Origin of the sequence: Bradyrhizobium sp. 147 (genome assembly GCF_023073935.1) — a bacterium.
Taxonomy (GTDB): Bacteria; Pseudomonadota; Alphaproteobacteria; order Rhizobiales; family Xanthobacteraceae; genus Bradyrhizobium.
In genome coordinates this window covers 18491-43676 of the sequence record NZ_JADPKL010000014.1, presented here as the reverse complement: position 1 = coordinate 43676, position 25186 = coordinate 18491, and the positions used below count along the sequence as shown (strand labels likewise).

Below are 25186 nucleotides of genomic sequence, written 5' to 3'. Positions count from 1 at the left end.
ATGCCTGCCATTCAATTCCAGCTCAACGGCGCAGCGATGGCCGTGGATGTCGATCCTGATCAGATCCTGCTCGACGTGCTGCGCAGCCGGCTCGCTGTCACCGGTGCGCATTTCGGCTGCGGCGCCGGTGAGTGCGGCGCCTGTTACGTCATGATCGACGGCCGCGCGATGGCTTCATGCGACATGCCGATGTGGTCGGTCGCCGGCAAGGACGTCATCACCGCGGAGGGCCTCGGCACGGTGGAGCAACCGCACGCGCTGCAACGTGCCTTCGTCTGCGAACAGGCGATGCAATGCGGCTATTGCGTATCGGGGATTCTGATCAGCGCTGCGGCGCTGCTGAAGCGCAATCCGTCACCGACGGAGGCCGAGGTTAGAGCCGCGCTGGACTGCAATCTCTGTCGCTGCGGATCGCACAACCGCATGGTCCGCGCCGTGCTGCGGGCGGCATCGGAGATGGCGACGTCATGAATGTGTCGTCCCCTGCCCCGAAGCTGTCGGCCAGCCTCGCGGCCAATCCAAGACTATCGTCCTGGGTGCGGTTCACCGCCGACGGCCGGGTAGCGATCTCGCCCGGCAAAGTGGAAATCGGCCAGGGCATCGTGACGGCGCTGGCGCAAATTGCGGCGGACGAGCTCGATCTCGATATCATCAGGATCGAGATGATCCGCGCCTCGACGGCAATGAGCCCGAACGAAGGCGTCACCTCGGGCAGCCTGTCGATCCAGCAATCCGGCCGCGCACTGCGCCACGCCTGCGCCGAGGTGCGCCAGCGCTTCCTCACTGCTGCATCGGAGCGCTTCGGCGTCGATGCGGCGCTGCTCCGTATCGATGACGGCACGATCTCGGGACCGGGCAATGTCAGCACCAGCTATTGGGAGCTGGCTGGCGAGGTCTCGCTGGACCACGACGTCACCGCGGGCGCGACAGCGAAAAGCGCCACCGAGCGTCTCGTCGCCGGACATTCCGTGCAGCGCGTCGACATTCCCGACAAGGTGTTCGCGCGGCCGCGCTTCATCCACGACTGGGCACTGCCGGGCCTGCTGCACGGACGCGTGCTGCGGCCGGAGGTTTCAGGGGCCAGATTGACTGCGCTCAATGAGGAGGCTGCGCGCGCTGTCCCCGCTCTCGTCACGATCGTTCGCGACGGCGGCTTTGCCGGCGTGGTTGCTGACAGCGAGGCAGCGGCGGAAGCCGCTCTGAAAGCCTTACGCAAGGGAGCGACTTGGTCGGCCGGCGATGCGCTGCCCGATGAAGATGATTTGACGGGCTTCCTAAGAAGCCAGCCCGTCGAGACCACCATCATCGAGATCAGGACCGGAGCGGCGACGACCAAGCCAGCCCAAACCCTGCGCCGCCAATACACCCGCCCTTACATCGCACACGGCTCGATCGCGCCGTCCTGCGCCATGGCGCAATGGGATGGCGATCGCGTCCATGTCTGGACCCACAGCCAGGGCGTCTATCTGCTGCGCGCCGATCTCGCGATCGTGCTGAAGCTGCCGGCCGGGAACATCGTCGTCAAGCACATGGAGGGTGCCGGCTGCTACGGACATAACGCGGCCGACGACGTCGCGCTCGACGCCGTGCTGCTGGCAAAGGCTGCCGGCGGCCATCCGGTGCGGGTGCAATGGTCGCGCCATGACGAGATGTCCCATGCGCCGTTCGGTGCGGCCATGGCTATCGAGATCGAGGCCGATGTCGACGCCGAAAACGAGATCGTCGGCTGGCGTCATACCATCTGGAGCAACGGTCACGCGGCGCGGCCGGGGCGCGCGGCGCAGCCGGCGCTGCTTGCCGCGACTGAGATCGCAAACCCCTACCCGCGCATGATCTCGTCCAACCCGCCGGCCGCCAATGGCGGCGGCGCTGATCGCAACTCCGTTCCACTCTATGACCTCCCGGCCTGGACGATCACGAGCCACCGGTTGCTGACGATGCCGGTACGCACCTCGGCGCTGCGGACCCTCGGCGCACAAGGCAATGTGTTCGCCATCGAATCCCTGCGCGACGAGATCGCCGCCCTGCGCGGCGAGGACCCGATCGCATTGCGTTTGCGCCATCTGCGCGACGAGCGCGCCAAGGACGTCATCCGCGCCGCTGCGCAACGCGCGGCGTGGAAACCGCAGAAGCGAACCGGCATCGGTCACGGCGTCGGCTTTGCGCGCTACAAGAACATGGGAGCCTACTGCGCCGCGATTGCCGAAATCGAAGGCACCGATGACATCCGCGTGAAGCGGCTGACGCTTGCCGTCGACGTTGGCGAAGCCATCAATCCGGACGGCGTCATCAACCAGATCGAGGGCGGCGCGATCCAGGCAACGAGTTGGGTGCTGAAGGAGCGTGTCCGCTTCGACCGGGCGCGAATTACATCGACGTCCTGGACCGACTACCCGATCCTGAGATTCAGCGAAGTGCCGGCAGTGGATGTCGAGCTCATCCAGCGGCCGGAGATCGAGCCAGTCGGCGCCGGTGAGGCCGCGCACGGCCCGGTGACGGCAGCGATCGCCAATGCGGTCTACGACTGCCTCGGCGTGCGTGTGCGCGACCTGCCAATCACGCGCGACAGGATCATTGCAGCTGCGGAGCTTGCATCGTGACGACAGTGAACATTTTGAGCGGCGGCGCAGCGCAAGGGCTGGTGCGCGGCCTCACCGACGCCTTCAAGGCGCAGACCGGCTTCGGCATCGACGGCGAATTTGGCGCGGTCGGTATCATGGCCGACAGGTTGCGCGCGGGAAAACCGGCGGACCTCGTGATCCTGACGCAAGCCCTTCTTGCAAAGCTCACCGGGGAAAAGCTTGTCACGGCCTCCTCGATCGCTGATGTCGGCCAGGTCGAGATTGCGCTGGCGGTCCGCAACCGAGATCCCGGGGTGACGGTGAGGACCGAAGCCGATCTCCGTCAAGTCTTACGCAGCGCCGATGCGATCTACGTCCCCGATACCAAGGCGTCGACGGCGGGACAGCATGTCGCCAAGGTGCTGGATCAGCTCGGTATTGGCTATGAGGTCGCGTCTCGCCTCATGATCTTTCCGAACGGAGCGACTGCGATGCGGGAGCTCGCGGCGTCCACCGCGCAAAGGCCGATCGGCTGCACGCAGGCGACCGAGATCATCGCAACCGACGGCATCGCGCTATCGGGATCGCTGCCACCGGGCTACGAGCTCGTGACGATGTACACGGCCGGCGCGACAGCGCGGGCCGCGCATCCAAAGGAGGCCGCCGCGCTGATCGCCCTGCTGACTGGCGCAGAGCAGAAGGAGCTGCGCCGGCGCGTGGGCTTTACCGGCTAATGCACATGGCCGCTATTTGTGCAGCTGGGTAAGGCCTGTCGGTGGGCCGTCCACGGCCGTCCAGCCGCCGTCGATGAACATCGTGCTGCCGCTGACATAACTCGCGGCGTCCGAGGCGAGATAGGCCACCGCGGTGGCGACCTCGTCGGCGCTGCTCCAGCGGTTGAACACGGTGTGGCCGGCGTAGAGATTGTAGATGTCAGGCCGCTGCTTGAACGGGCCGGTCAACGCGGTCTCGGCGATGCTCGGCGCGATCGCATTGACGCGCACGCCGGCATGCCCGACCTCGGAGGCAAAGCCCTTCACCAGAAGGCCGATTGCCGCCTTGGTCGAGCCATAGACGCCGAGGCCCGGCTCGATCGTGACTGCGCGCACCGAGGAGCAGGCGATGATGCTGCCGCCCTTCTGCTCGACCATGATGCGGCCAAAGGCCTGGAAGAACCAGACTGTGCCTTTGACGTTGAGGTTCAGGACGCGATCGAGATCCTCCTCGGTATAGTCGAGGATGGTCTTGCGGATATTGAGCCCGGGCGTCGTCACGGCGATGTCGAGCCGCGGAAACTTCTGCATCACGGTTTTGGCCAACGCGCTGACGTCCGCGGCGCTTGCGGCGTCGCAGCTAGCTGCTTCCGCCCAGCCGCCCTTGTCGCGAATGCCGGCGGCGGTCGCCTCCGCCGCATCAAACGCGCGATCGGCGCAAACGACGCGGGCACCGAGCCCGGCCAGCGCCTCGGCCGACGACTTGCCGATGCCGGATGCGGCGCCGAGAACGACTGCGGTCTTGCCGGTGAGATCGAAAAGCTTGCGATAGTCCGTCACTGATAGCTTCTCCCTGGTGCTGCTATCCCTTGTAGCCCATCAGCAGGCGGGGCAGCCACAGCGAGAACGCAGGGACGTAGGTCACAAACATCAGTGCTGCGATCAGCGCGGCATAGAACGGCAGGATGGTGCGCATCACCGCGCCGACCGAGATGCCGCCGATGGCGCAGCCCACGAACTGCGTCGTTCCGACCGGTGGCGTGTTCAGCCCCAGCGCGCAATTGATCAGCATCAGCATGCCGAACTGCACCGGATCCATGCCCGCTTTCATCGCGATCGGCAGGAAGATCGGGGTGCAGATCAGGATGGTCGCGGCCATGTCCATGAACGTGCCGAGCACGAACAGGATGACGTTGATGAGCAGGAAGATGACCCAGGGTTGGGTCGAGACCTTGCTCATCATCGCGCCGGCGAGATCGGCGACTTCATACAGCCCCATCAGATACTGGAACATGGTGGAGACGCCGATCAGCAACAGCACCACGCCGGTCGTCTTAACCGCCTTGGCGGCGGCACGCAGGAAGTTGCCCCAGGTCATGGTGCGGTAGATGAAGAACGTCAGCAGGATCGTGTAGGTGACCGCGACGGCTGCCGATTCAGTGGCCGTGAAGACGCCGGACAGGATGCCCGCCAGGATGATGCCGACGATCAGAAGGCCAGGCAGCGCGGCCGCGAGCGAGCGGAAGACCTCGGCCCAGCCCGGAAACTTGCCGGCCGGATAGCCGCGCTTCACCGCGACTGCGTAAGCGGCAACCAGCATGCACACCATCAGCACGAGCGCGGGTAGGAGGCCGGCGGCGATCAGCGCGCCGATCGAGACCTTGCCACCGGCGGCCAGGGCATAGATGATCATGTTGTGGCTGGTCGGCATCAAGGCTCCGACCAGCGAGGCATGGGTGGTGACGTTGACGGCGTAGTCGGTGTCGAACCCCTCCTTCTTCATCATCGGGATCATCACCGCGCCCATCGCCGACACGTCGGCCACTGGCGAGCCGGAGACGCCGCCGAACAGCGTGCAGGCGACGACGTTGGACATGCCGAGCCCGCCGCGGATGTGCCCGACGAGATTCTTGGCGAGCTGCACGATCTTGTCGGCGACGCCGCCATGCAGCATCAGCTCACCGCTGAAGACGAAGAACGGAATGGCGAGGAACGAGAAGATGTTCATCCCCGACATCATCTGCTGGAAGATGACGGCAACCGGCAGACCTTCGTAGAGGATGGTGCAGATCGCCGAGAGGCCAATCGCGAAGGCGACGGGGACGCCGAGGATCAGAAAGCCGAAGAACGTGGCGCCGAGGATGATCAGTTCCATGAGGGGACGACCTCTTCGCCGCGCAGGAGAGCAACGATGTGCTCGATTGAAAAGGAGACGATCAGGACACCGGAGGCGATCAGCGGCACGTAACGGATCACCTCGGGCAGGCCGAGATTGGGGATCTTCACCGTTCCAACCGACGCCCCCAGGATCCAGCCGTTATAGGCCATCGCAATGCCGAACACGGCCACCAGGACGTGGATCACGAGCTCGATCTTTTCCCGCATGTAATCCGGAAGCATCACAAGCAGACTGTCCATGCCGATGTGTCCGGCATCGCGCACACCGACGGCGGCGCCGACCAACGTGACATACAGGATCAGAACCAGCGCGAGGTTCTCCGTCCAGGTCGGGCTCGAATTGAGCACGTAACGCCCGAACACCTGGTAGAACACGATGATGACGATGCCGAGCAGGCCGGTCACGGACAGATACATGCCCGCGCGCGCGACGGGAGCATTGATCCGCGACAGCAAGCCGGTGGACGGGCGACCAGTGACCGCCACGTGCTCGTGGCTTGCGACGTGTGGATCTGTCATCCCGTGCCTCCCCCGCGAGGGTCCGGTGTCGCACGCTGGGCGGCTCCGGACCTGACACCGCTGTGCTTACTTCGTGTCCTGGATGCGCTTGACGAGGCTCTGGAGCTTCTCGTCACCGGCGAACTTCGTATACACCGGCTTCATCGCCTCGACGAATTCCGCCTTGTTGGCGATGGTCACGACCTGAACGCCGGCCGCCTCGACCGTCTTGCGGGAGGCCTGCTCGCGCTCGTCCCAGAGCTTGCGCATGACAGGCACCGATTCCTTGGCCGCCTTGCGGACCATCGCCTGATCTTCCTTGCTCAGCGTGTCCCAGACCTTCTTCGACATCACGAGAACTTCCGGCGCCAGCGAGTGCTCGGTGACGTTGTAGAACTTGGCGGCCTCGAAATGGCGCGAGGACTCGTAGGACGGCCAGTTGTTCTCGGCAGCGTCCACGAGGCCGGTCTTCAGGGCGGTATAGACCTCGCCATAGGGCATCGGCGTCGGGTTGGCCCCGAGGCTCTGGATCATACCGACCCACAGATCGGATTGCTGGACGCGGATCTTCAGGCCCTTGAGGTCGGCGAGCGACTTGACCGGTGCCTTGACGGTGTAGATGGACCGGGCCCCGCTATCGTAATAGGCAAGTCCGACCAGTCCCGCCGGCTCCATCGCCGCCAGGATCTCATCGCCGATGGGACCGTCAAGGACGGTGCGCATGTGCTGCGTATCGCGGAAGACGAAAGGCAGGCACAACGCGATGGTTTCCGGCACGAAATTGTTCAGCGGCGATGCGTTGATCCGCATCATGTCGAGAGCGCCGATCTTGAGCTGCTCGATGGTATCCTTCTCGGAGCCCAGGGCTCCGTTGGGAAACACCTTCACGCCGAGCTTGCCGCCGCTCGCCGCCGCGAGCTGCTTGCCCATGAACTTGACGGCCTCGACGGTCGGATAATCGGCGGGGTGGATGTCGGCGGAGCGGAAATCGCGTGCGGTCGCCAGGGGCGCTGAGACCGCCAAGGCAACGGCTGTGATGATACCGGTGAGCGTCTTCATCTGGGCTTTCCTCCTGGTCGATTGAGTCGATTATGTCGTTGTCGGCCGGCTGCGGGCCGCCTTGGGTCGCTCCACTTCAGGTGTGAAGTCAAGCGCCAATGTCGTCCGTAGGGCGGGCGGCATTCTGAGTCCAAGCCAAATCCAGCATTGATCAATGCAAGACTCGCATCGATCAATTTCGGGCGCAATTCGCATTATGGTGGGGTACGGCGGGCTGGCTCGACGTCGCCGGCACGTGACTTGACGCCACCTACGGAGCCCCCTCAACATGTTCGAAACAGCGGACCATATCGAGGGAAACGCCCATGCCGCGGAAGCTGATCGATATCTCAGTGCCGCTCCGAAACGACATAACGGCCGATCCGCCAGGCAACCATCCGACGATCCAGTACATCGATCACCAACAGGGCCTGCCGCGCATGCTGCAGTTCTTCGACGGCCTCAAGGCGGAAGACCTTCCGGATGGCCAGGGCTGGGCCGTCGAGCAGGTCGCGCTGTCGACCCATAACGGGACGCATCTCGATGCGCCCTGGCACTTCCATCCGACGATGAACCGCGGCGAACGGTCGTGGACGATCGACGAAGTGCCGCTGGAATGGTGCTTTCAACCCGGCGTGAAGCTCGACTTCCGGCATCTGCCCGATGGCTACGTGGCGAGCGCCGGCGACGTCGAGAAGGAGCTGAAACGGATCGGACACACGCTGGCGCCGCTGGAGATCGTCGTCGTCAACACCAGCGCCGGCGCGAAATTCGGCCAAGCCGACTACGTCAATTCCGGCTGCGGCATGGGCTATGAGGCCACGATGTACCTGCTCGAGCGCGGCGTCCGCCTGACCGGCACCGATGGCTGGAGCTGGGACGCGCCGTTCGTCTACACCGCGAAGAAATATGCCGAAACAAGGGATGCCGGCCTGATCTGGGAAGGCCACAAGGCAGGGCGGCACATCGGCTATTGCCATCTCGAGAAGCTGCACAACCTCGATCAATTGCCCTCGACCGGCTTCACGGTCTCATGCTTCCCGGTCAAGATCGAACGCGCCTCCGCCGGTTGGACCCGCGCGGTCGCCATCCTCGACGATCACGTCTGAGATATCACTCGCCGGAGAGGCCGCTCTCCGCGAGTTCGCGCAGCGCATCGATATCCAGCACGACGATGGCGCCGTGCTCGAGACGAACCCAATTGCGGCCGGCCCAGACGCGCAATTGCTTGTTGATGCTCTCGCGCGTCATGCCCACCATCTCGCTGATCTCCTGCTGGGTGATCGCGAGTGTGCCGCTGCCGGAGTCGAACTTGCGCTCCTCGGTGAGACCGATCAGCGCGCTGGCAAGCCGGCCCGGCAGGTTCTGCAGGATCACCTGCTCGACCTGCTGGCTGGTCCAGCGCAGGCGCGCGCAGAGCAGCTCGATGAATTTCATCGCCAGCGCCGGCTGGCTCTTCACGAATGGCAGGAAATCCCGGCGATCGATGATGTAGAGCTCGCAATTGGTGTTCGCGGTCGCATCGGCCGACCTCGGCGCGCCGTCGAGCACCGCGATCTCGCCAAAGATCTCTCCGGGACCGATCAGATTGAGAATGGCATTCCGCCCATCCGGCGACGAAGAGGAGATCTTCACCGTTCCCGAAATCACCGCGAACAGATTGTTGCCGGGATCGCCCTTGGCGGCGATCGTCGCACCGCGCTTCACGGTTGTGTGCTTGGCATAGCGGCAGAGCTGATCGAGCGCCTCCGGCTCCAGATCCGCGAAGATCGGGTGCTTGCGCAGAACCGATAGTTTGTTGCCCGCTGACTGTCGGGGGTCGCCGGTCTTGTCCTGAGGCACGCCACGGGGCTCCTAAGACTGCGAGGCATCGAGGTTCCTGCGTAGTCAACGTTATCAGGCTTTTCAACCGGAAAGCATGGGCGCGGTTTTAGGCAAATGCCGCGAAAATGCCGCGGTTAGGCGAAAGGACGGCAACCAAAGGATGCGTCCATGCATTTAGGTCGCTGCAGAATTGCAGGCAATTCAAGTCGCGATTGCGTTGAGGCGCTGCCGAACGCCCGATTCCGGTCGAGCATCGGTTGGCCAAGGGGTCTGTCACATCTCGGGCTGAAGCCCCTCCTAGCGGGTGAGCTCAGAGCTTCAGCCTGACTTCGCAGATATCAGGTTCGGTCGGATCCGGCTTGACCTCGAAGCCGAGCTGGCGGCACATCTCGAGCATCACGATGTTCTCCTGGAGCACGTCGCCCGATATGGTCTTGAGCCCTTCCGACTTCGCGTAGTGGATGATCAGCTGCATCAGGGCCCATCCTAATCCCCTGCCCTTGAGGTCGGACCGCAGCAGGATGGCATATTCGCCGCTTTCGTAGATCGAGTCCGAGTGGAGCCGGACGACGCCGACCATCTCACCGGTCTCCTCGGCGAATGCGATGAAGGCCATCGCACGCGCATAGTCGAGCTGGGTCAGGCGCGCGATGAACTCGTGGGTGAACTCCTTCATCGGCGCGAAGAAGCGCAGGCGGAGGTCGTGCGGCGTGACGTGACGCAGGAATTCGTGGATGGTCGGCTCGTCCTCGGGGCGCAAGGGCCGCACGAAGATACGCCAGCCGTCCTTCAGTACCAGGCGGCGCTCCCATTGCGATGGATAGGCCCGAACGGCGAAATTGGCCGGGCCGGAGCCGGCGAACTTCCGCTGCGGCGGCGCCACGGCGACGCGGGCATCGACCGCGGTGACACCGGTTTCGTCCGCGAGTAGCGGGTTGATGTCGAATTCGCGGATTTCGGGAATGTCAGCGGCCATCTGCGCCAGCTTGACCAGCACCATGGCGACGGCATCCGGCTTCACTGCCGGTACGTCTCGGTAGGCGCGAAGCAGCCGTGACACGCGCGTGCGATCGATCAGGTCGCGGGCGAGTTGCAAGTCGAGCGGCGGAAGCGCAAGCGCCTTGTCGTTGATGATCTCCACAGCCGTCCCGCCCCGGCCGAAGACGACGACGGTGCCGAAGGTGGGGTCATCGGCAAGACCGAGGATCAGCTCGCGCGCCTTCGCCTTGACCACCATCGCTTGCACGATGACGCCGCCGATGCGGGCTTCGGGACGCAGTTTTCTGGCCCGGTCAAGAATATCGGTGGCAGCTGCGCGCACCGCATCCGGCGTGGTCAGATTGAGAACGACGCCGCTGACATCCGATTTGTGGACGATGTCACGCGACATGATCTTCAGCACGACAGTCAGGCCTTGCGCGAACATGTCGCTCGCATAGGCCACCGCCTGCTCGACATTGGTCGCAGCATAGGTCGGCACCATCGCGATGTCGTAGGTTTCGAGCAGGTGCTTGATCTCGACCGGCTCGAGCCATTTGCGGCCGTCGGCGATCGCAGCAATGACGATCCGCTTCGCGGCCGGCGCGTCCGGCACGAACGTATCGGGCATCGCCGGCGGAACCTTGCTCAGCTCCTCCACCACCTCGCGGTGCCGGACCAGATACATGAAGCCGCGCACGGCATCGTCCTCGGTCGGGTAGTTCGGAATGCCCGCGCCGGAGAGCGTCTGAATAATGTCTTGATCGGCTCCGACCCAGGCGGCAAGGACGGGCTTTGCCCATTGGCGGTGCTGCTCGCGGTATTTTCTGACGAACTCCGTCACGCTCGTGGCGATGTCGGCCGCTGAGGCGATCGCCGTCTGCACGTTGAGGACAAGCACGGCATCATTGTCGGGATCGGCGAGCAGCACCTCCAGCGCCGCCGCGTAGCGCGAGGCGTCGGCGTCGCCCACAATGTCGACGGGATTTGCACCGGACCAGGTCGGCGGCAGCACGTCATCGAGCTTCCTGCGCCCGTCCGCCGAGATCGACGCCGGGATTCCGCCAAGCTCGACCAATCGATCGATGGCAAGGACGCCGATGCCACCGCCATTGGTCAGGATAGCAAGGCGCTTGCCCGTCGGCGATTCAACGCGGCCGAGCGTCTCGGCGCAATCGAACAGCTCGCGCAGATCGGAGACCCGCAGCACGCCCGCGCGGCGGAACGCCGCGTCATAGACGGCGTCGGCGCCGGCGAGCGCGCCGGTATGCGTGCCCGCGGCCTTCGCCCCCTGCGCCATCCGGCCGGACTTCACCAGGACGACCGGTTTCACGCGCGCGGCGGCGCGCGCCGCCGACATGAACTTGCGAGCGTCCTTGATAGCTTCGATATAGAGCAGGATCGCGCGGGTCTTGTGATCCATCGCGAAATAGTCCAGCAAATCGGCAAGATCGACATCGATCTGATCGCCGATCGAGACAATGCCGGAGAAACCGACGCCGCGCTGCGCCGCCCAATCGACCATGCCGGCCGCGATCGCGCCCGATTGGGAGATCAGCGCGAGACTTCCCGCGCCTGGCATGTGTGCTGCGAAGCTGGCATTGAGGCTCACTCCAGGCATCATGATGCCGAGGCAGTTTGGACCAATCAGCCGCATGCCGTATTTGCGGGCAGCAGTGATAGCAGCCTCGTGCAGGGATCCCGGTCCGTGGCCGAGCCCGGCCGAGACGATCAGCGCGCCCGCCGACCCGCGACGTCCGGCCTGGTCGATGATGCCGGGAACTTCCCGCGCCGGCGCAGTAATGATCACGAGTTCGGGGACGAAGTCCAACCTGTCCAGATTCTTCACCGCGGCTATGCCGCCGATCTCGGCGTGACGCGGATTGACCAGGCCGAATTCCCCTTTGAATTCTGCGCTGCGGATGTTCTCCAGGACGGCGCGTCCCACGGAGACCGGGCGGGGACTCGCGCCGACCAGCGCGAGCGAACGCGGCGACAGCAGATTCTTGAGGCGGTACGTCGACATGAAAGCAAATGCGCCCGGTCGCTGGCGGTTCCGATGGTGGAAGATCGGGCCGCAAACTGTTCAGCTTAGTGCGAGATCATAACCCAGCAGGATGGCTGGCCAATGACGGTCTTTATCACACCGCCCCTAACGATCTCGTTCAGACGCGAATGATGGCAGATCGCTTTTCCTTGGCCGCCAGAGTAGTCCGGCTTTCGTCGCGACGCTTGATCCTCGGTCGAGCCCGGTACCGGCAGCTTGGAGGGACGTTGACCAAAATCAAGGACTGGCCACCATCTCGTTCCAGAGGGTAACCTGATTGCGGCCGGACTGCCGTCCGGCGCATCTGGATGTGCCAGCAGGAATGACAGACGAGTCCGCGACCCAGGACCGGATCTTTGCGGCTCTCACCGATTCCGCCACGCATCCGGGCGTGAGGCGGATCGATACGCACGCAGCTTCGGTGTTTCTCGACGGCGACCGCGCGCTGAAGATCAAGCGGGCCGTGCAGTTTCCCTTCCTCGACTATTCGACGCTCGACAAGCGCAAGGCGGCCTGCGAGGAGGAGATCAGGATCAACCGGCCGCTGGCGCCGCAGATCTATCATCGCGTCGTGGCGATCACAGAGGAGCCGGATGGGTCGGTGCAGATCGGCGGCCCCGGCCGGCCGATCGAGTATGCGGTCGACATGTCGCGCTTCGACGAAAGCCAAACGCTGGATCATCTGGCCAAGGCCGGCCCGCTGGATGACGATCGAGCCTCGGCCGCCGCCGACGCGATCGTGGCTTCGCATGCGGCGGCAGGCCACTCCGACGGCAGGGCGTGGATTTCCTCCATCCCTGGTCTGATCGATGGCAACAGCAATGGCCTGGGAAAAGATAATCGTTTTGACGCCGAAGAAATCGCGCAGCTCGGCAGAGCCTCGCACGCGATGTTCCTGCGCCTCCGCACCTTGCTCGAAGCGCGCAGCCACCGCGGCTTCGTGCGGCGTTGCCACGGCGACCTGCATCTTGCGAACATCGTCTTGATCGGCGAACAGCCGGTCCTGTTCGACGCCATCGAGTTCGATGCGCAGATGGCAACAGTCGACGTGCTCTACGATCTCGCATTCACGCTGATGGACCTGTTGCACCACGATCAAGCACGCGCGGCCAACGTTGTCTTGAACCGATATCTCGCTGCGACGCCAAACGACAATCTCGACGCGCTCTCCGTCCTGCCGCTGTTCATGTCGATCCGGGCGGCGATCCGCGCTCAGGTGGCGCTGGCACGGCTGAAGCCGCCGCGTTCTGACGACCCCGGCACCCTTGACGACGCACGGCGCTATTTCGGCCTCGCCCGGATGCTGATCCATCCTCCCGCTCCGCGCCTGATCGCGGTCGGGGGATTGTCCGGCACCGGAAAGACGGTTTTGGCGCGCGCGCTCGCACCAATCGTCGCGCCACAGCCGGGGGCGATCGTGCTGCGCAGCGACATCGTCCGCAAGCAGATGTTCGGGCTCAAGGACACGCAGCGGCTGCCACCATCCGCATACAGGCCAGAGGTCACGGCCCGCGTCTACGACACCTTGGCTCAGTACGCCCGGCGGGTGCTGGCGCAAGGCCATTCGGCGATCATCGACGGTGTCTTCGCCGCCGAGGAGGAACGGGACGCGATCGCCGCACTGGCGCGCGAGCGCAACGTGCCGCTGAACGGGCTGTTCCTCGTCGCCGACCTCGCGACGAGGCAAGCGCGTATCGGAAGCCGCCGGGGAGATGCATCCGACGCCACGCAAGAGGTTGCCGCGCAGCAGGAGCGCTATAATATCGGTCATGTCGGTTGGGCGACCATCGATGCATCCGGGCCACAAGAGCAGACGCTCCAGAGCTGTCGGGACGCAATTACTGAGGGCAAGTAAGGCAATCCGAGTGACGCGGGCAAGGATGGCGCGACCCAGCACGACCTCGACGGCCGCCCGCGCAATGCCGGCAATGCGGCGCAATGCACTGCCCGGCCGCCTCAGCCCCGGCATGGCCTGCGACACGGCGTTCCGGATCATCGCCCGCCGTCACCTCGATGCCGTCCTCGCCCAGCATGACGGCACCTGCCGCGGCGATCCCGATGCCCTGCACCAGATCCGGATCGCGCTGACACATCTGCGCACCGCCATCCGCTTCTTCTCGCCGATTGTCGACGATGCGCTGCGGCCGAATGTCTGGGCCGAACTGAAATGGCTCAACAGCCAGCTCGGCATGGTGCGTGATCTCGACGTCGCGATCGAGCGGCTCGTCGCCGAGACTGGCGACGAGCTCGCCGTGATCGCCGAGCTCCGGCACTGGGACGAGAAGCGCGCCGAGAGCCACCGCCTGCTTGCGCGCGCGCTGCAATCGGCGCGCTATCGCCGCCTGGTCGAGCAGACCTCGGCCTGGATCGAGAGCGGCCCCTGGTCGACTCGTCGCAGCAAGGAAGCCATCAGATTGCGTCGCTGTTCGCTCGCCGAGCATGCGACGGCGCAGCTGGCGGCGTGGGAAAAGACGCTGCTCAGGAAGGCGCGGAAGCTGAGCAAGCTTGACGTCGAGAAACGGCACAAGCTGCGGCTGCTCAACAAGCGGATGACCTATTCGATCGAATCGCTCGCGGATCTATTCACCGACGGGGCGGCGACGAAGCAGAAGTCCATGCTCAAGCAATTGCGCAAGGCGCAAAAGTCTCTCGGGCAATTGAACGACGATGCGCGAGGGCAAGCGCTGGCGGCCGCGCTGAACGGTGCCGGTCTCGAGGCCGCCGCTCGCTTTCTCAACCGCAAACGCGAAAAGAAGCTCCTGCAAACCGCCGCGGCGGCTTACCGCAAACTGGACAGGGCCGAGCCCTTCCGCTCCTCCGACCTCGCGCCGAACGCAGAGCCTGAGAATTAGGTGTGACGCAGTCGGTCATCTCGGGTAGCCCCGGGATCAGCATCGTCGAGACCGCGAACATCATGCTGAAGCGGCATGTCAGCGGCGATACCGGCAAGCTGGTCGGTGTTGTCTCGGAACGAGATCTCATCCGTCGCACCGAAATCAGCACCGGACGCAAGCGCGGCCGCCGCCCGACGGCCGAGCTCAGCGAGGAACGACGGCGGTGGCCTCAATTTCGACGCGCGCCGCCTTCTCGACGAGACGGACCACCTGAACCAGGGCCATCGCAGGATAGTGCGCTCCGAAGACGTCGCGGTAGGCCCTGCCCAGCTCCTTCAGATTGGCCAGGTATTCGTCCATATCGACGACATACCAGGTCAGGCGCACGAGGTGCTCGGGCCGTGCTCCGGCTTCGGCCAGGATCGCAGCGATGTTGCTCAGGGTCTGGCGTACCTGCGCGACGAAGCCGTCCGCGAGGCGCTCTTCGGCATCCCAGCCGATCACCCCGCCAGTGACGACGATCCGCCCCTCAGCAGCCATGCCGTTGGCATAGCCCTTCGGCATTGGCCAGCCAGACGGCTGGAGGATCTGCGCCTTGGGGCGGATTTCCTGCTCGGCTGCTATGGGCAGCACCGCGAGCTGCGGGCCTTTTGGCGTCACGGACAATTCTCTATCCTTCTCTCATTCCGCAGCGACGCCTGAGGACGTCGCTGCAGCCTGCGCCAGCTGACGCAGGGCAAAGCGCTTCAACTTGCCGGTCTCGGTTTTTGGCAATTGCGCAACGAATTCGATCGCGCGCGGATATTTATATGGCGCGATCTCGCGTTTGACATGCTCCTGCAATTCGGTCACGAGCTGCGCGTCCGGCGTCACGCCCGGCGCGACGACGACATAGGCTTTCACGATCATGCCGCGCGCCTCGTCCGGCGCGCCGACCACACCGCATTCGGCGACCGCCGGATGCGTGAGCAGCGCCGCCTCGACATCGGTTCCTGCGATGTTGTAGCCGGCCGACACGATCATGTCGTCGGAGCGCGACTGGTACCAGAAATAACCGTCGCCATCCATCACATAGGTATCGCCGGTGATGTTCCAGCCATTCTGGACGTATTTCCGTTGTCGCTCATCGGCAAGATAGCGACAGCCGGTCGGGCCGCGCACGGCGAGACGACCCATCGTCCCCGGCGGCAGGTCACGGCCTTCATCGTCGACGATCTTGGCCTCATAGCCTGGCACCGGCTTGCCGGTCGCGCCTGGGCGAATCTCGTCCTCGGTCGCGCTGATGAAGATGTGCAGCAATTCGGTCGAGCCGATACCGTCCATCAGCTTGATGCCGGTGGCCTTCAGCCAGGCTTCGAATGTTGGCTTGGGCAGCGTCTCGCCCGCGGAGACGCATTTGCGAAGCGAGGAGATGTCACGGCCCGCGAGCTTGCCGAGCATGGCCCGATATGCGGTCGGCGCAGTGAAGCAGACCGTGATCTTGTACTGCTCGATCGCATTCAGAATGTCGTCCGGCGTCGTCTTCTCCAGCACCACGAAGGAGGCGCCAATATGCATCGGAAACAACACGCCGCCGAAGCCGAAGGTGAAGGCGAGCGGTGCCGAGCCGACGAAGCGATCCTTCTGCTCGGCGCGCAAGATGTTGCGCGCATAGCCGTCGCAGACCGCGAGCATGTCCCGGTGGAAATGCATGGTGCCCTTGGGATCGCCTGTCGTGCCCGAGGTGAAGGCGATCAGGCAGACGTCGTCGGACGAGGTATCGACAGCCCTGAACTCGGGGCTCGCATCCGCGATCAGCGCTTCGAGCGAATCGGCCGCGCCATTGCCCCAATAGACCACGTGCTTGAGGCCGGGCGCCGCGGCCTTCGCCTTCTCCATCTCCTCGGAGAGCTTTCCGTCACACAGCGCGAGCCCGATCTCCGCCTTCTGGATCGGATATGACAGCTCCTTGGCCCGCAAGAGCGGCATGGTCGCCACGACGATGCCGCCGGCCTTGATGACCGCGAGATAGGTCGCGACCATCATCGGATTGTTGGCCGAGCGCAGCAGCACGCGTCCGCCGGTCACGAGACCCAGCTTGCCGACCAGCACATTGGCGATGCGGTTAACGAGCGCTTGCAGCTCGCCATAGGTGTAGCTGACGGCAGGACTGATGACGCAAGGCGCATCGCCGTGGCCTTGCTCGACCCAGCGATCGAGGAAATAGCTGACGCAGTTCAATCGCGCGGGATAGCGCAGCTCCGGTCGCGTGAAGATGAATTCGGGCCAGAGCTCGCGCGGCGGCAGATGTTGCCGCGCGAACGTATCGACATGGGCCGTCGCAGTATTGCCGTCACATGAGCCCGACACTTGAACCTTGGCAGCGTTGGCCATCGCACGCTCCTTTCAGCATGGATTGCACCCGGCAGCACGATCTGGAAAACATTTTAGGCTTAAAGCAATTTGGTGCAATAGCGGATTCTGGGCATTCCTTGCTTTTTCCTGCGGCAAATGGGGTCGGCGGCCCGTCCCGGCCGCCTACGGCCGGCTGCGCGCGGCCGATTTCTGCGCCGACGCCTTGGTCTTGGCCAGGAGCCGCATCAATTCCCGCACATCCTTCGGCGTCAGATCGGCGAACAGGTCGGCAATCCAAGTTTCGTGTTCCGCAGCCATCCTGCGAAACTCGGCACGCCCGAGTTTTGTGAGGCGGATCACTTGGACGCGGCGGTCCGTCTCCGAGGTACGCCGATCGAGGTGACCGGACTCAACGAGACGCTCGACAAGACCGGTGACGTTGCCGTTCGACACCATCATGCGCTTGGAGACATCGGACAGCGTCATGCCGTCCGGCGCCTTGTCGAGCTGCGCCATAAGGTCAAACCGAGGCAGCGTGACGTCGAACCGCTGCCGCAGCCGGCCGCGCACTTCCCCTTCGATCAGGGTCGTGCAGGTCAAGAGCCGCAGCCACAGCCGAAGCTCCTCGGCATGGTCCTCCGGCGTTTCCACGGCCTTGGTTTCGGAATCGAGCATTTTGATGCAGTCACTCACGGCCGGCATTGGCGCCGGCACAGATTCCCCAACGTTTTGAGCTTCAAATAAATCGGAGCCGGCCGCAAGTCCAAAGCTGCAACAATCGACCGCAGGTCAATTTCTTTAGGCTTCAAATAATTGGCGCGCCGCTTGCATGCGCTGCTGCCCGCAAGATGCGACGTCTTGAGCTCGGCTTGCCGCGGCGGCCATCATCGGCATAAGCTTGGATTGGAGTACGCGGCTTGCAGCGCAAGCCGATGGTCATGAAGGACAGATCATGAAGACGCAAATGACCTTGGCCGCAGCCGCCATGCTGCTCGGCACCGCGATGAGCCCTGCCCTCGCCCAGGAGAAAATCAAGCTCGGCGTGGTCGTAACCCTGTCGGGACCTGCCGCTGCGCTGGGCCAGCAAGTCCGTGATGGCTTTGCGCTCGCGGTGAAGGATCTCGGCGGCAAGATGGGCGGCCGCGATGTCGAGGTGATCGTCGCAGACGACGAATTGAAGCCGGATGCGGCGGTGACCAAGGTGAAAGGCCTGCTCGAGCGCGACAAGGTCGACTTTGTGGTCGGCCCGATCTTCTCCAACATCCTCCAGGCGATCCACCGACCCATTACAGAATCGAAAACCTTCCTGATCAGCCCCAATGCCGGTCCGTCGACGTTTGCCGGCAAGGACTGCAACCCGTTCTTCTATGTGACGTCCTATCAGAACGATCAGGTCCACGAGATCCTTGGGAAGGTCGCGCAGGATCGCGGCTACAAGCGCATGTACCTGATGGTCCCGAACTATCAGGCCGGCAAGGATTCGGTGGCGGGCTTCAAGCTCGACTACAAGGGCGAGATCGTCGAGGAATCCTACATGCCGCTGAACACGCTGGACTTCCAGCCGGAGCTTTCCAAGATTTCCTCGCACAAACCCGATGCGCTGTTCACGTTCATGCCGGGCGGCCTCGGCGTCAACCTCGTCAAGCAGTACCGGCAGGCGGGGCTTGCCGATACCATCCCGGTGCTCTCGGCCTTTACGGTGGATGAATCGACCTTGCCGGCGCAGCAGGACGCGGCCGTCGGCATGTTCGGCGGCGCGAACTGGGCGCCCAATCTCGACAATCCGCAGAACAGGAAGTTCGTTGCCGCCTATGAGGCCGCCTACAACAGCGTGCCCGGCACCTACGCCTTCCAGGCCTATGACGCCGCCATGCTGATCAACAGCGCGATCAAGGCCGTGAAGGGCGACGTCTCCAACAAGGAGGCAGTCGCCGCCGCCTTGAAGAAAGCCGATTTTACCTCGCTCCGCGGCGCCTTCAAATTCAACACCAACGGCTATCCGATCCAGGATTTCTACCTGACCAAGGTCGCCAAGCGTCCGGACGGCAAGTTCCAGACCGAGATCGTGCAGAAGGTCTTCGAGAATTACGGCGACCGCTACGCCAAGGACTGCAAGGCGGCGAACTAGGCTGAAGCGTATTACGGGAGGACTGCAATGAAGAGCGAAATCACCGGCATCACCCGGGCCAATGAGGGCATCCAGGGCATTTCCTGGAACATCCTCGGCCAGACCTATGTGCCGAAGAGCTACGCCGAAAACAGCTTCTCCTGGCATGCGACACTGCCGCCGGGCACGTTCGTGCCGCCGCACATTCACCCCGATCAGGATGAGTATCTGTACATGCTGGAGGGCAAGCTCGATTTCATGCTCGGCAATTCGGAGGCGCAGGCGACCGCGGGCGACCTGATCCGCCTCGGCATGGGCGTGCCGCACGGCATCTTCAACAAGTCGGAGCAGACCGCAAAGGTGCTGTTCTGGGTGTCGCCGAGCCGCAAGCTGTTCGATCTGTTCTGGGGGCTTCACAACATGAAGGAGCAGAAGCCCGAGGACGTGGTGGCGATGGCCGCCGAGTTCAACATCCACTTCCTGCCGCCGCCGCCCGGCGGCTAGCCGGGTCTTTTAAGCGCGCACCGCCGCAAGTCCCGGCACTGCGGCGAAGCCTGCCTTGGTGGCGTAGCCGCGCACGATCGCTTCGCGCTGGGAATAGCTCAGGACGTTCTCGACATTGTCGAAACCATCAGGCGCAAGCTGCTCGACGGCGTCGATGACGCCTTCGGGACCGCCGCGCCGGTTGGAGCGGACGATCTCCGCCGTCATCGGCAGACGCTTCTTCTCGTACTCGACCAGCGCCTGGCGCGGATGCTCGGCGCGCACCAGTGCATCGGCAAGGCAACGCGCATCGAGGATCGCCTGCGAGGCGCCGTTCGAGCCAACCGGATACATCGGATGTGCGGCGTCGCCGAGCAGCGTGACGCGCCCGGACGACCAATAGGGCAAGGGATCGCGGTCGCAGGTCGGATATTCGTAGAATTCGGGCGTCGCCGAGATCAGGCTCTTCACGTCGATATAGGGCACCGAGAAGCGCGCTACGTGCGGCATCAGCTCCTCGCGGCGGCCCGGCCGCGACCAGTCTTCTTTCCGCGGTGGGGGTGCATTGCCTTCGCCCACCTTGACCAGCACCGCCCAGTTGGTGAGCCGGCTCGCCGGGCTTGATCCTTCCGCGATCGGATAGATCACCACCTTGGCGTTGAGACCACCGGCCACGATCATGGATTTGCCGGTGAGGAACAGCGGCCAGTCGCGGGCGCCGCGCCACAGCATCAGGCCGTTCCAGCACGGCGGCCCCTCATTCGGGAACAGCGTGTCGCGGACGCGCGAATGGATGCCGTCGGCACCGATCAAGATATCGCCGCGCGCGGTGTGGACATGGGCGCCGACCCGATCGAAGAAATAAGCGGTGACGCCGCCCTCGTCCTGCGTGAAAGCGCCGAGCCGGCGGCCGGTGTGAATCGCTTGCTGCCCGAGCCGCTCCTCGACGGCGCGATGAATGACGCCCTGAAGGCGGCCGCGATGGATCGAGAATTGCGGCACGTCGTGGCCGGCGTCGATGCCGCGGGCTTCGCGCCAGACCTCCTGGCCGTGGCGATTGAGATAATAGAGCTGATCGGTGCGGATCGCGACCTCGTCGAGCTTCTGCAACAGGCCGAGCCCCGCCAACTCGCGCATGGCATGCGGCAGCGTGTTGATCCCGACGCCGAGCTCGCGAATGGTGTCGGCCTGCTCGAAGATCTCACAATCCAGGCCTCGCGAGCGCAGCATCAATGCCGTGGTGAGACCACCGATACCGCCACCGACGATAATCGCCTTCATCGCCCTCACTCCACTCGAAACACAGGCAATGGGTCAAGGTCGCACGGGCGGTCACTCCGCCGCAAGCGGCTTTGTCGCCTCCGCCTTGAGCTCGGCCCGGGTCTTGGGCTTAGCCTTAATTCTCAGCTCCTCGAGGTCCTCCCGGTCGCGAACGCTGTTGCGGAAAATCTGATCTTTTCCGGGCAGATATTGCGGCGGGCAGAACACGTCGTTTGCCCCGTACCAGGCTGCCGCCTTCATGGTGAAGAACGGGTCGACAAGATGCGGACGGCCGAGCGCGACGAGATCCGCCCGGCCGGCGGCCAAAATGGTGTTGGCCTGATCCGCCGTCGTAATGTTGCCGACGCACATGGTGGCCACGCGCGCCTCGTTGCGGACCTGGTCCGAAAAGGGCGTCTGGAACATGCGCCCGTAGACCGGCTGTGCGTCGCGCACGGTCTGGCCGGTCGAGACGTCGACGAGATCGACACCAGCCTCGGCAAAGGCGCGCGCGATGGCGACGGCATCATCGCCAGTGATGCCGCCATCAGCCCAGTCGGTTGCGGAGATGCGCACCGACATCGGCTTGTGCGACGGCCATGTCGCGCGTAGCGCCTCGAAGATCTCGAGCGGGAAACGCAGACGGTTGGCGAGCGAGCCGCCATAGTCGTCCGAGCGGGTGTTCGTGAGCGGCGAGATGAAGCTCGCGAGCAGATAGCCGTGGGCACAGTGCAATTCGAGCATGTCGAAGCCGCAGCGCTCGCCGCGCTCGGCCGCCGCGACGAAAGCGTCCCTCACCGCATTCATGCCGGCACGATCGAGCTCGCGCGGCACCTGACTGTCGGGGAAATAGGGCAGCGGCGATGCCGAACAGACCTCCCAACCGCCCTGCTCCAGCGGCCGGTCCATGCCGTCCCACATCAATTTGGTCGCGCCCTTGCGGCCGGCGTGGCCCAATTGCAGGCAAATTTTCGCGGCCGAATTGCCGTGGACGAAATCCACGATGCGCCGCCACGCGGCTTCCTGCTCGTCATTCCAGAGGCCGGCGCAGCCGGGCGTAATCCGGGCATCGCGGCCCACACAGGTCATCTCGGTGAAGATCAGCCCGGCGCCGCCGATCGCACGCGAGCCGTAATGCACCAGGTGGAAGTCGGTCGGCACGCCTTCCTTGGCCGAATACATGCACATCGGCGACACCACGGCGCGATTGGCAACCTCCATCTCGCGCAAGCGGAAGGGTTGGAACAGCGGCACGCTCGGGTTGTCGATGTCGACATCGAAGCCGCTGCTGCGCACCTGCCTGGCGAACGTTTTTTCGACCTCGGCCACGAAATCCGGCGCGCGGAGCTTGAGGTTGTCGTAGGTGATTGCCTTCGAGCGAGTCATGACGCCGAAGGCGAATTGCACGGGATCAAAATCCCAGAAGCGGTCGACGTGCTCGAACCAGACCAAGGAGACGTCCGCGGCATGCTGCGTCTTTTCGACCTCCTCGCGGCGGCCGTTCTCATACTCCGCCAGCGCCGCCTCGATGCTGGGCGCCTTCTCCATCGCTTCGGCCAGCGCGATGGCGTCTTCCATCGCGAGCTTGGTGCCCGAGCCGATGGAGAAATGGGCGCTCGCCTTGGCGTCGCCGAGCAGGACCATGTTGTCCTTGACCCAGCGCTTGCTGCGGATCATCGGGAAGTTGCGCCACATCGAGCGGTTGGTCAGCAGCTTGTGCCCATCGAGGAACCAGCCGAAGATCTCCGCCATCCGCGCGGCGGACTGAGCCTCGTCCAGCCCCATCAGCCCGGCGCGCGCAAACGTCTGCGGATCAGTCTCAAAAATCCAGGTCGAATGACCGGCCTCATACTGATAGGCATGGGCGATGAATGGCCCCCACTCGGTTTCCTGGAAGATAAAGGTGAAGGCATCGAGCGGCCTTGTCGAGCCCATCCAGGCGAACTTGTTGGAGCGGACGTCGACCTCGGGCTGGAAGTGATCGACGTATTTCTCGCGGAAGCGGCTGTTGATGCCGTCCGCGAGCAGGATGAGATCGACATCGGCGAAACGGGATTCGTCGTCGATATCCACTTCGAAATGCAGGGAGACGCCGAGCTCGCGTGCCCGCTCCTGAAGAATCAGCAGCAGCTTCTGCCGTGAGCAGCCGCAAAAGCCGTTGCCGCCGACCCGGTGCACCGTGCCGCGGAAATGCACGGCAATGTCGTCCCAATAGGCGAATTCCTGAGTGATGCGGCGGTAGCTCGGAAGATCGTGCTTCTCGAAATTGTCCAGCGTGGCGTCGGAGAACACGACGCCAAAGCCGAAAGTGTCATCGGCTCGATTGCGCTCATACACCGTGACTTCGGCGCCTGGGCGCTGCTTCTTGAGCAGGATCGCAGCGTAGAGACCCGCAGGTCCGCCACCGATGATCGCGATTTTCATGGGAGCCTCGCCAATTCACCTGCAAACTATTTTAAGCCTAAAATAATTTCGCGCAAGCCCCCGTCGCTGGTCTGGCCCCCGTACAGACGGTTATCCTAGTCGCCCCTGAAGACCGGCTTCACCTTGTTGGCGAAAGCCTCGAAGGCGCGCTCGAAATCGGCCGTCGTCATGCACAACGCCTGCGCGACGGCTTCCGCCTCGATCGCCTCTTCCACCGACATCGCCCATTCCATCGCCAGCATCCGCTTGGTCATGGTGTTGGCGAAGGTCGGCCCTTCCGCGACCTGCTTGGCCAGCAATTGCGCCTGGGGCAGCACCTGCTCGGGCGTAACGAGGCGGCTGAAAAAGCCCCAGCGCTCGCCCTCCTCCGCGGTCATGAACCGGCCGGTGTAGAGCAGTTCGGAGGCGCGTGACTGACCGATGATCCGCGGCAGGATCGCGCAGGCGCCCATGTCGCAGCCGGCAAGGCCAACCTTATTAAACAGGAACGCGACCTTTGTGCCACTCGCCGCGAGGCGCATGTCCGACGCCATCGCGATGATCGCCCCGGCACCGGCGCAGATGCCCTCGACGGCAGCCACGATCGGCTGCGGGCAGGCGCGCATCGCCTTGACGAGGTCGCCGGTCATGCGCGTGAAGGCCGTCAGCCCCTTGGTGTCCATCTTCACGAGCGGGCCGATGATCTCGAACACGTCGCCACCAGACGAGAAATTACCGCCAGCGCCGGTGACGACGATGGCCTTGACCGCTTCGTCGAACGCGCAGGCGCGAAAGAAATCGGTCAGTTCCCGATAGCTTTCGAAGGTGAGCGGATTCTTTCGTTCGGGGCGATTGAGCGTAACCGTCGCAACACCATCGACCACCGCCAGCAGGAACTGCTGCGGCGAGTAATCTGCAAGCGGTATGGTGACGGGATTGGCTGGTCTGCTCATGCGATCTCCTTAGCTTCCTTGTTCCGCGCCTGCGCCACACACGCTAGATTTCACCCCCGGCAACCGCGATCGCCTGCCCGGTGATCGCGCCGGCGCCCTCGCCACACAGCCACAGCACGGCATCGGCCACCTCTTGAGGCGTGATCAGCCTTTCTTGCGGATTATGTTTGGCGAGCTCGGCGATCGCCTGCTCGCGGGTTCTGCCGGTCTTCGCCATGATGTTTTCGATACTGCCGGCGACCAGATCGGTGTCGGTGAAGCCGGGACACACTGCATTCACCGTCACATTACTTCCGGCCATCTCGAGAGCGAGCGAACGCACGAGACCGACCACGGCGTGCTTGGCCGCGGCGTAGGCGCTGACATAGGCATAGCCCTTGAGCCCGGCCGTGGACGCAACTGCGACAATGCGGCCATAGGGACGGTCCTTCATGCCCGGCAATACACCGCGGATGGCATGGACCACGCCCATGAAATTGACATCCATCATGCGGCTGAACAGAGCGCTGTCCGACCTCGCGAATGGCGCCGATTCAGCACTGCCTGCGTTGGCAATCAGGATGTCGATCGGCTTGCGCGTACTCGCCTCAAGGATGGCCGTCTTCAATGAGGCTTCATCAGAGACGTCGGCAACAGCCGCGAAATGCGCGGCGCCTGCGTTGACGGCCTCTGCAAGAGTCGCGGCATTCCGACCGAGCACGGTCACAGTCGCGCCGGCACTGACGAGCGAGGCCGCGATGGCACGGCCGATGCCGCGACCGCCGCCGGTCACCAGCGCGTGCGGCGAATGCGGCAATCCGGACATGCGCTGGCTCCCTGAGATGCTGATCGTTCCCTGGATATATTTTAACCTTCAAATTTTTGCAACGAAAGCGCCGACTGACGATCGGGAACGGCCGCACGGCGATCGGCCCGAAAATTGCTTTAAGTATAAAATTATCCCTTCCCATCGCCCGCGAGCCTGTTAGCATCATA

At 63.9% G+C, this 25186-nt stretch carries 21 protein-coding genes and 2 pseudogenes; 9 read left to right on the top strand and 14 right to left on the bottom strand.

The window, feature by feature from the left end:
* The 3 genes from IVA87_RS03920 to IVA87_RS03910 are packed head-to-tail and all read left to right on the top strand — an operon-like array spanning position 1 to position 3295.
* The gene (locus IVA87_RS03920; RefSeq protein WP_247332793.1) at positions 1–471 is read left to right on the top strand and encodes a (2Fe-2S)-binding protein; all 471 of its coding nucleotides are present in this window, start codon (positions 1–3) and stop codon (positions 469–471) included.
* Positions 468–2600, top strand: a complete 2133-nt coding sequence (locus IVA87_RS03915) for a molybdopterin cofactor-binding domain-containing protein (RefSeq protein WP_247332792.1) — start codon at positions 468–470, stop codon at positions 2598–2600. Before IVA87_RS03920 ends, IVA87_RS03915 begins: the two co-directional genes overlap by 4 nt.
* Entirely contained in the window at positions 2597–3295 is a 699-nt protein-coding gene (locus IVA87_RS03910; RefSeq protein WP_247332791.1) for a substrate-binding domain-containing protein, read from the top strand. The genes IVA87_RS03915 and IVA87_RS03910 overlap by 4 nt, the downstream gene beginning before the upstream one ends.
* A 12-nt stretch (positions 3296–3307) precedes the next feature.
* Here IVA87_RS03910 and IVA87_RS03905 read toward each other — a convergent pair whose 3' ends face one another.
* The 4 genes from IVA87_RS03905 to IVA87_RS03890 all read right to left on the bottom strand — a co-directional run bounded on the left by IVA87_RS03905 (position 3308) and on the right by IVA87_RS03890 (position 7009).
* Positions 3308–4114, bottom strand: a complete 807-nt coding sequence (locus tag IVA87_RS03905; RefSeq protein ID WP_247332790.1) for an SDR family oxidoreductase — start codon at positions 4112–4114, stop codon at positions 3308–3310.
* Positions 4115–4136: 22 nt separating this feature from the next.
* Positions 4137–5429, bottom strand: a complete 1293-nt coding sequence (locus IVA87_RS03900; protein ID WP_247280617.1) for a TRAP transporter large permease — start codon at positions 5427–5429, stop codon at positions 4137–4139.
* Positions 5420–5971, bottom strand: a complete 552-nt coding sequence (locus IVA87_RS03895; protein ID WP_247332789.1) for a TRAP transporter small permease — start codon at positions 5969–5971, stop codon at positions 5420–5422. The genes IVA87_RS03900 and IVA87_RS03895 overlap by 10 nt, the downstream gene beginning before the upstream one ends.
* A gap of 66 nt (positions 5972–6037) precedes the next feature.
* Positions 6038–7009 (bottom strand): TRAP transporter substrate-binding protein, encoded by a 972-nt coding sequence (locus IVA87_RS03890; RefSeq protein ID WP_247332787.1) that lies wholly within the window; start codon positions 7007–7009, stop codon positions 6038–6040.
* Between the two features lie 305 nt (positions 7010–7314).
* Between IVA87_RS03890 and IVA87_RS03885 the strand changes: the two genes are divergently transcribed.
* Positions 7315–8097, top strand: coding sequence for a cyclase family protein (locus tag IVA87_RS03885; protein ID WP_247332785.1), 783 nt, complete (start codon positions 7315–7317; stop codon positions 8095–8097).
* 4 nt (positions 8098–8101) lie between these two features.
* Here IVA87_RS03885 and IVA87_RS03880 read toward each other — a convergent pair whose 3' ends face one another.
* The 3 genes and pseudogenes from IVA87_RS03880 to IVA87_RS03870 form a co-directional block, all read right to left on the bottom strand.
* Positions 8102–8830 carry a Crp/Fnr family transcriptional regulator gene (locus tag IVA87_RS03880; RefSeq protein WP_247332784.1) on the bottom strand — a complete coding sequence of 243 codons (729 nt, stop codon included), beginning with the start codon at positions 8828–8830 and terminating at the stop codon, positions 8102–8104.
* 292 nt (positions 8831–9122) lie between these two features.
* Complete coding sequence (locus IVA87_RS03875; protein WP_247332783.1) at positions 9123–11816, bottom strand: bifunctional acetate--CoA ligase family protein/GNAT family N-acetyltransferase; 2694 nt, start codon at positions 11814–11816, stop codon at positions 9123–9125.
* 65 nt (positions 11817–11881) lie between these two features.
* Positions 11882–11971: pseudogene (locus IVA87_RS03870) on the bottom strand (universal stress protein); the annotation flags it as partial.
* Between the two features lie 188 nt (positions 11972–12159).
* Between IVA87_RS03870 and IVA87_RS03865 the strand changes: the two are divergent.
* The 3 genes and pseudogenes from IVA87_RS03865 to IVA87_RS35270 all read left to right on the top strand — a co-directional run.
* Positions 12160–13692 (top strand): bifunctional aminoglycoside phosphotransferase/ATP-binding protein, encoded by a 1533-nt coding sequence (locus IVA87_RS03865; protein WP_247332782.1) that lies wholly within the window; start codon positions 12160–12162, stop codon positions 13690–13692.
* A 25-nt stretch (positions 13693–13717) separates the two neighbouring features.
* Positions 13718–14689, top strand: a complete 972-nt coding sequence (locus IVA87_RS03860) for a CHAD domain-containing protein (protein ID WP_247332781.1) — start codon at positions 13718–13720, stop codon at positions 14687–14689.
* A gap of 2 nt (positions 14690–14691) precedes the next feature.
* Positions 14692–14856: pseudogene (locus IVA87_RS35270) on the top strand (CBS domain-containing protein); the annotation flags it as partial.
* A 19-nt stretch (positions 14857–14875) separates the two neighbouring features.
* Here IVA87_RS35270 and IVA87_RS03855 read toward each other — a convergent pair.
* The 3 genes from IVA87_RS03855 to IVA87_RS03845 form a co-directional block, all read right to left on the bottom strand.
* Positions 14876–15337, bottom strand: coding sequence for a RidA family protein (locus tag IVA87_RS03855; protein WP_247332780.1), 462 nt, complete (start codon positions 15335–15337; stop codon positions 14876–14878).
* A 15-nt stretch (positions 15338–15352) separates the two neighbouring features.
* Positions 15353–17044 carry a benzoate-CoA ligase family protein gene (locus IVA87_RS03850; RefSeq protein WP_247332779.1) on the bottom strand — a complete coding sequence of 564 codons (1692 nt, stop codon included), beginning with the start codon at positions 17042–17044 and terminating at the stop codon, positions 15353–15355.
* Between the two features lie 144 nt (positions 17045–17188).
* Positions 17189–17707 (bottom strand): MarR family transcriptional regulator, encoded by a 519-nt coding sequence (locus IVA87_RS03845; protein ID WP_247332778.1) that lies wholly within the window; start codon positions 17705–17707, stop codon positions 17189–17191.
* 250 nt (positions 17708–17957) lie between these two features.
* Here IVA87_RS03845 and IVA87_RS03840 point away from each other — a divergent pair, with 250 nt between their 5' ends.
* Together IVA87_RS03840 and IVA87_RS03835 are read left to right on the top strand one after the other, a co-directional pair.
* Entirely contained in the window at positions 17958–19133 is a 1176-nt protein-coding gene (locus IVA87_RS03840) for an ABC transporter substrate-binding protein (RefSeq protein WP_247332777.1), read from the top strand.
* 27 nt (positions 19134–19160) lie between these two features.
* Positions 19161–19616, top strand: coding sequence for a cupin domain-containing protein (locus IVA87_RS03835; protein ID WP_080136282.1), 456 nt, complete (start codon positions 19161–19163; stop codon positions 19614–19616).
* A 9-nt stretch (positions 19617–19625) separates the two neighbouring features.
* Here the strand turns inward: IVA87_RS03835 and IVA87_RS03830 are convergent, their stop codons facing one another.
* The 4 genes from IVA87_RS03830 to IVA87_RS03815 all read right to left on the bottom strand — a co-directional run bounded on the left by IVA87_RS03830 (position 19626) and on the right by IVA87_RS03815 (position 25016).
* A complete protein-coding gene (locus tag IVA87_RS03830; RefSeq protein WP_247280606.1) occupies positions 19626–20876 on the bottom strand; it encodes a flavin-dependent oxidoreductase in 1251 nt (416 codons plus the stop codon).
* A 51-nt stretch (positions 20877–20927) separates the two neighbouring features.
* A complete protein-coding gene (locus IVA87_RS03825) occupies positions 20928–23279 on the bottom strand; it encodes a bifunctional salicylyl-CoA 5-hydroxylase/oxidoreductase (RefSeq protein ID WP_247332775.1) in 2352 nt (783 codons plus the stop codon).
* A gap of 95 nt (positions 23280–23374) precedes the next feature.
* Positions 23375–24211, bottom strand: a complete 837-nt coding sequence (locus IVA87_RS03820; RefSeq protein ID WP_247332773.1) for an enoyl-CoA hydratase family protein — start codon at positions 24209–24211, stop codon at positions 23375–23377.
* A 43-nt stretch (positions 24212–24254) separates the two neighbouring features.
* Positions 24255–25016, bottom strand: a complete 762-nt coding sequence (locus IVA87_RS03815) for an SDR family oxidoreductase (protein ID WP_247332771.1) — start codon at positions 25014–25016, stop codon at positions 24255–24257.
* Between the last annotated feature and the right edge of the window lie 170 nt (positions 25017–25186).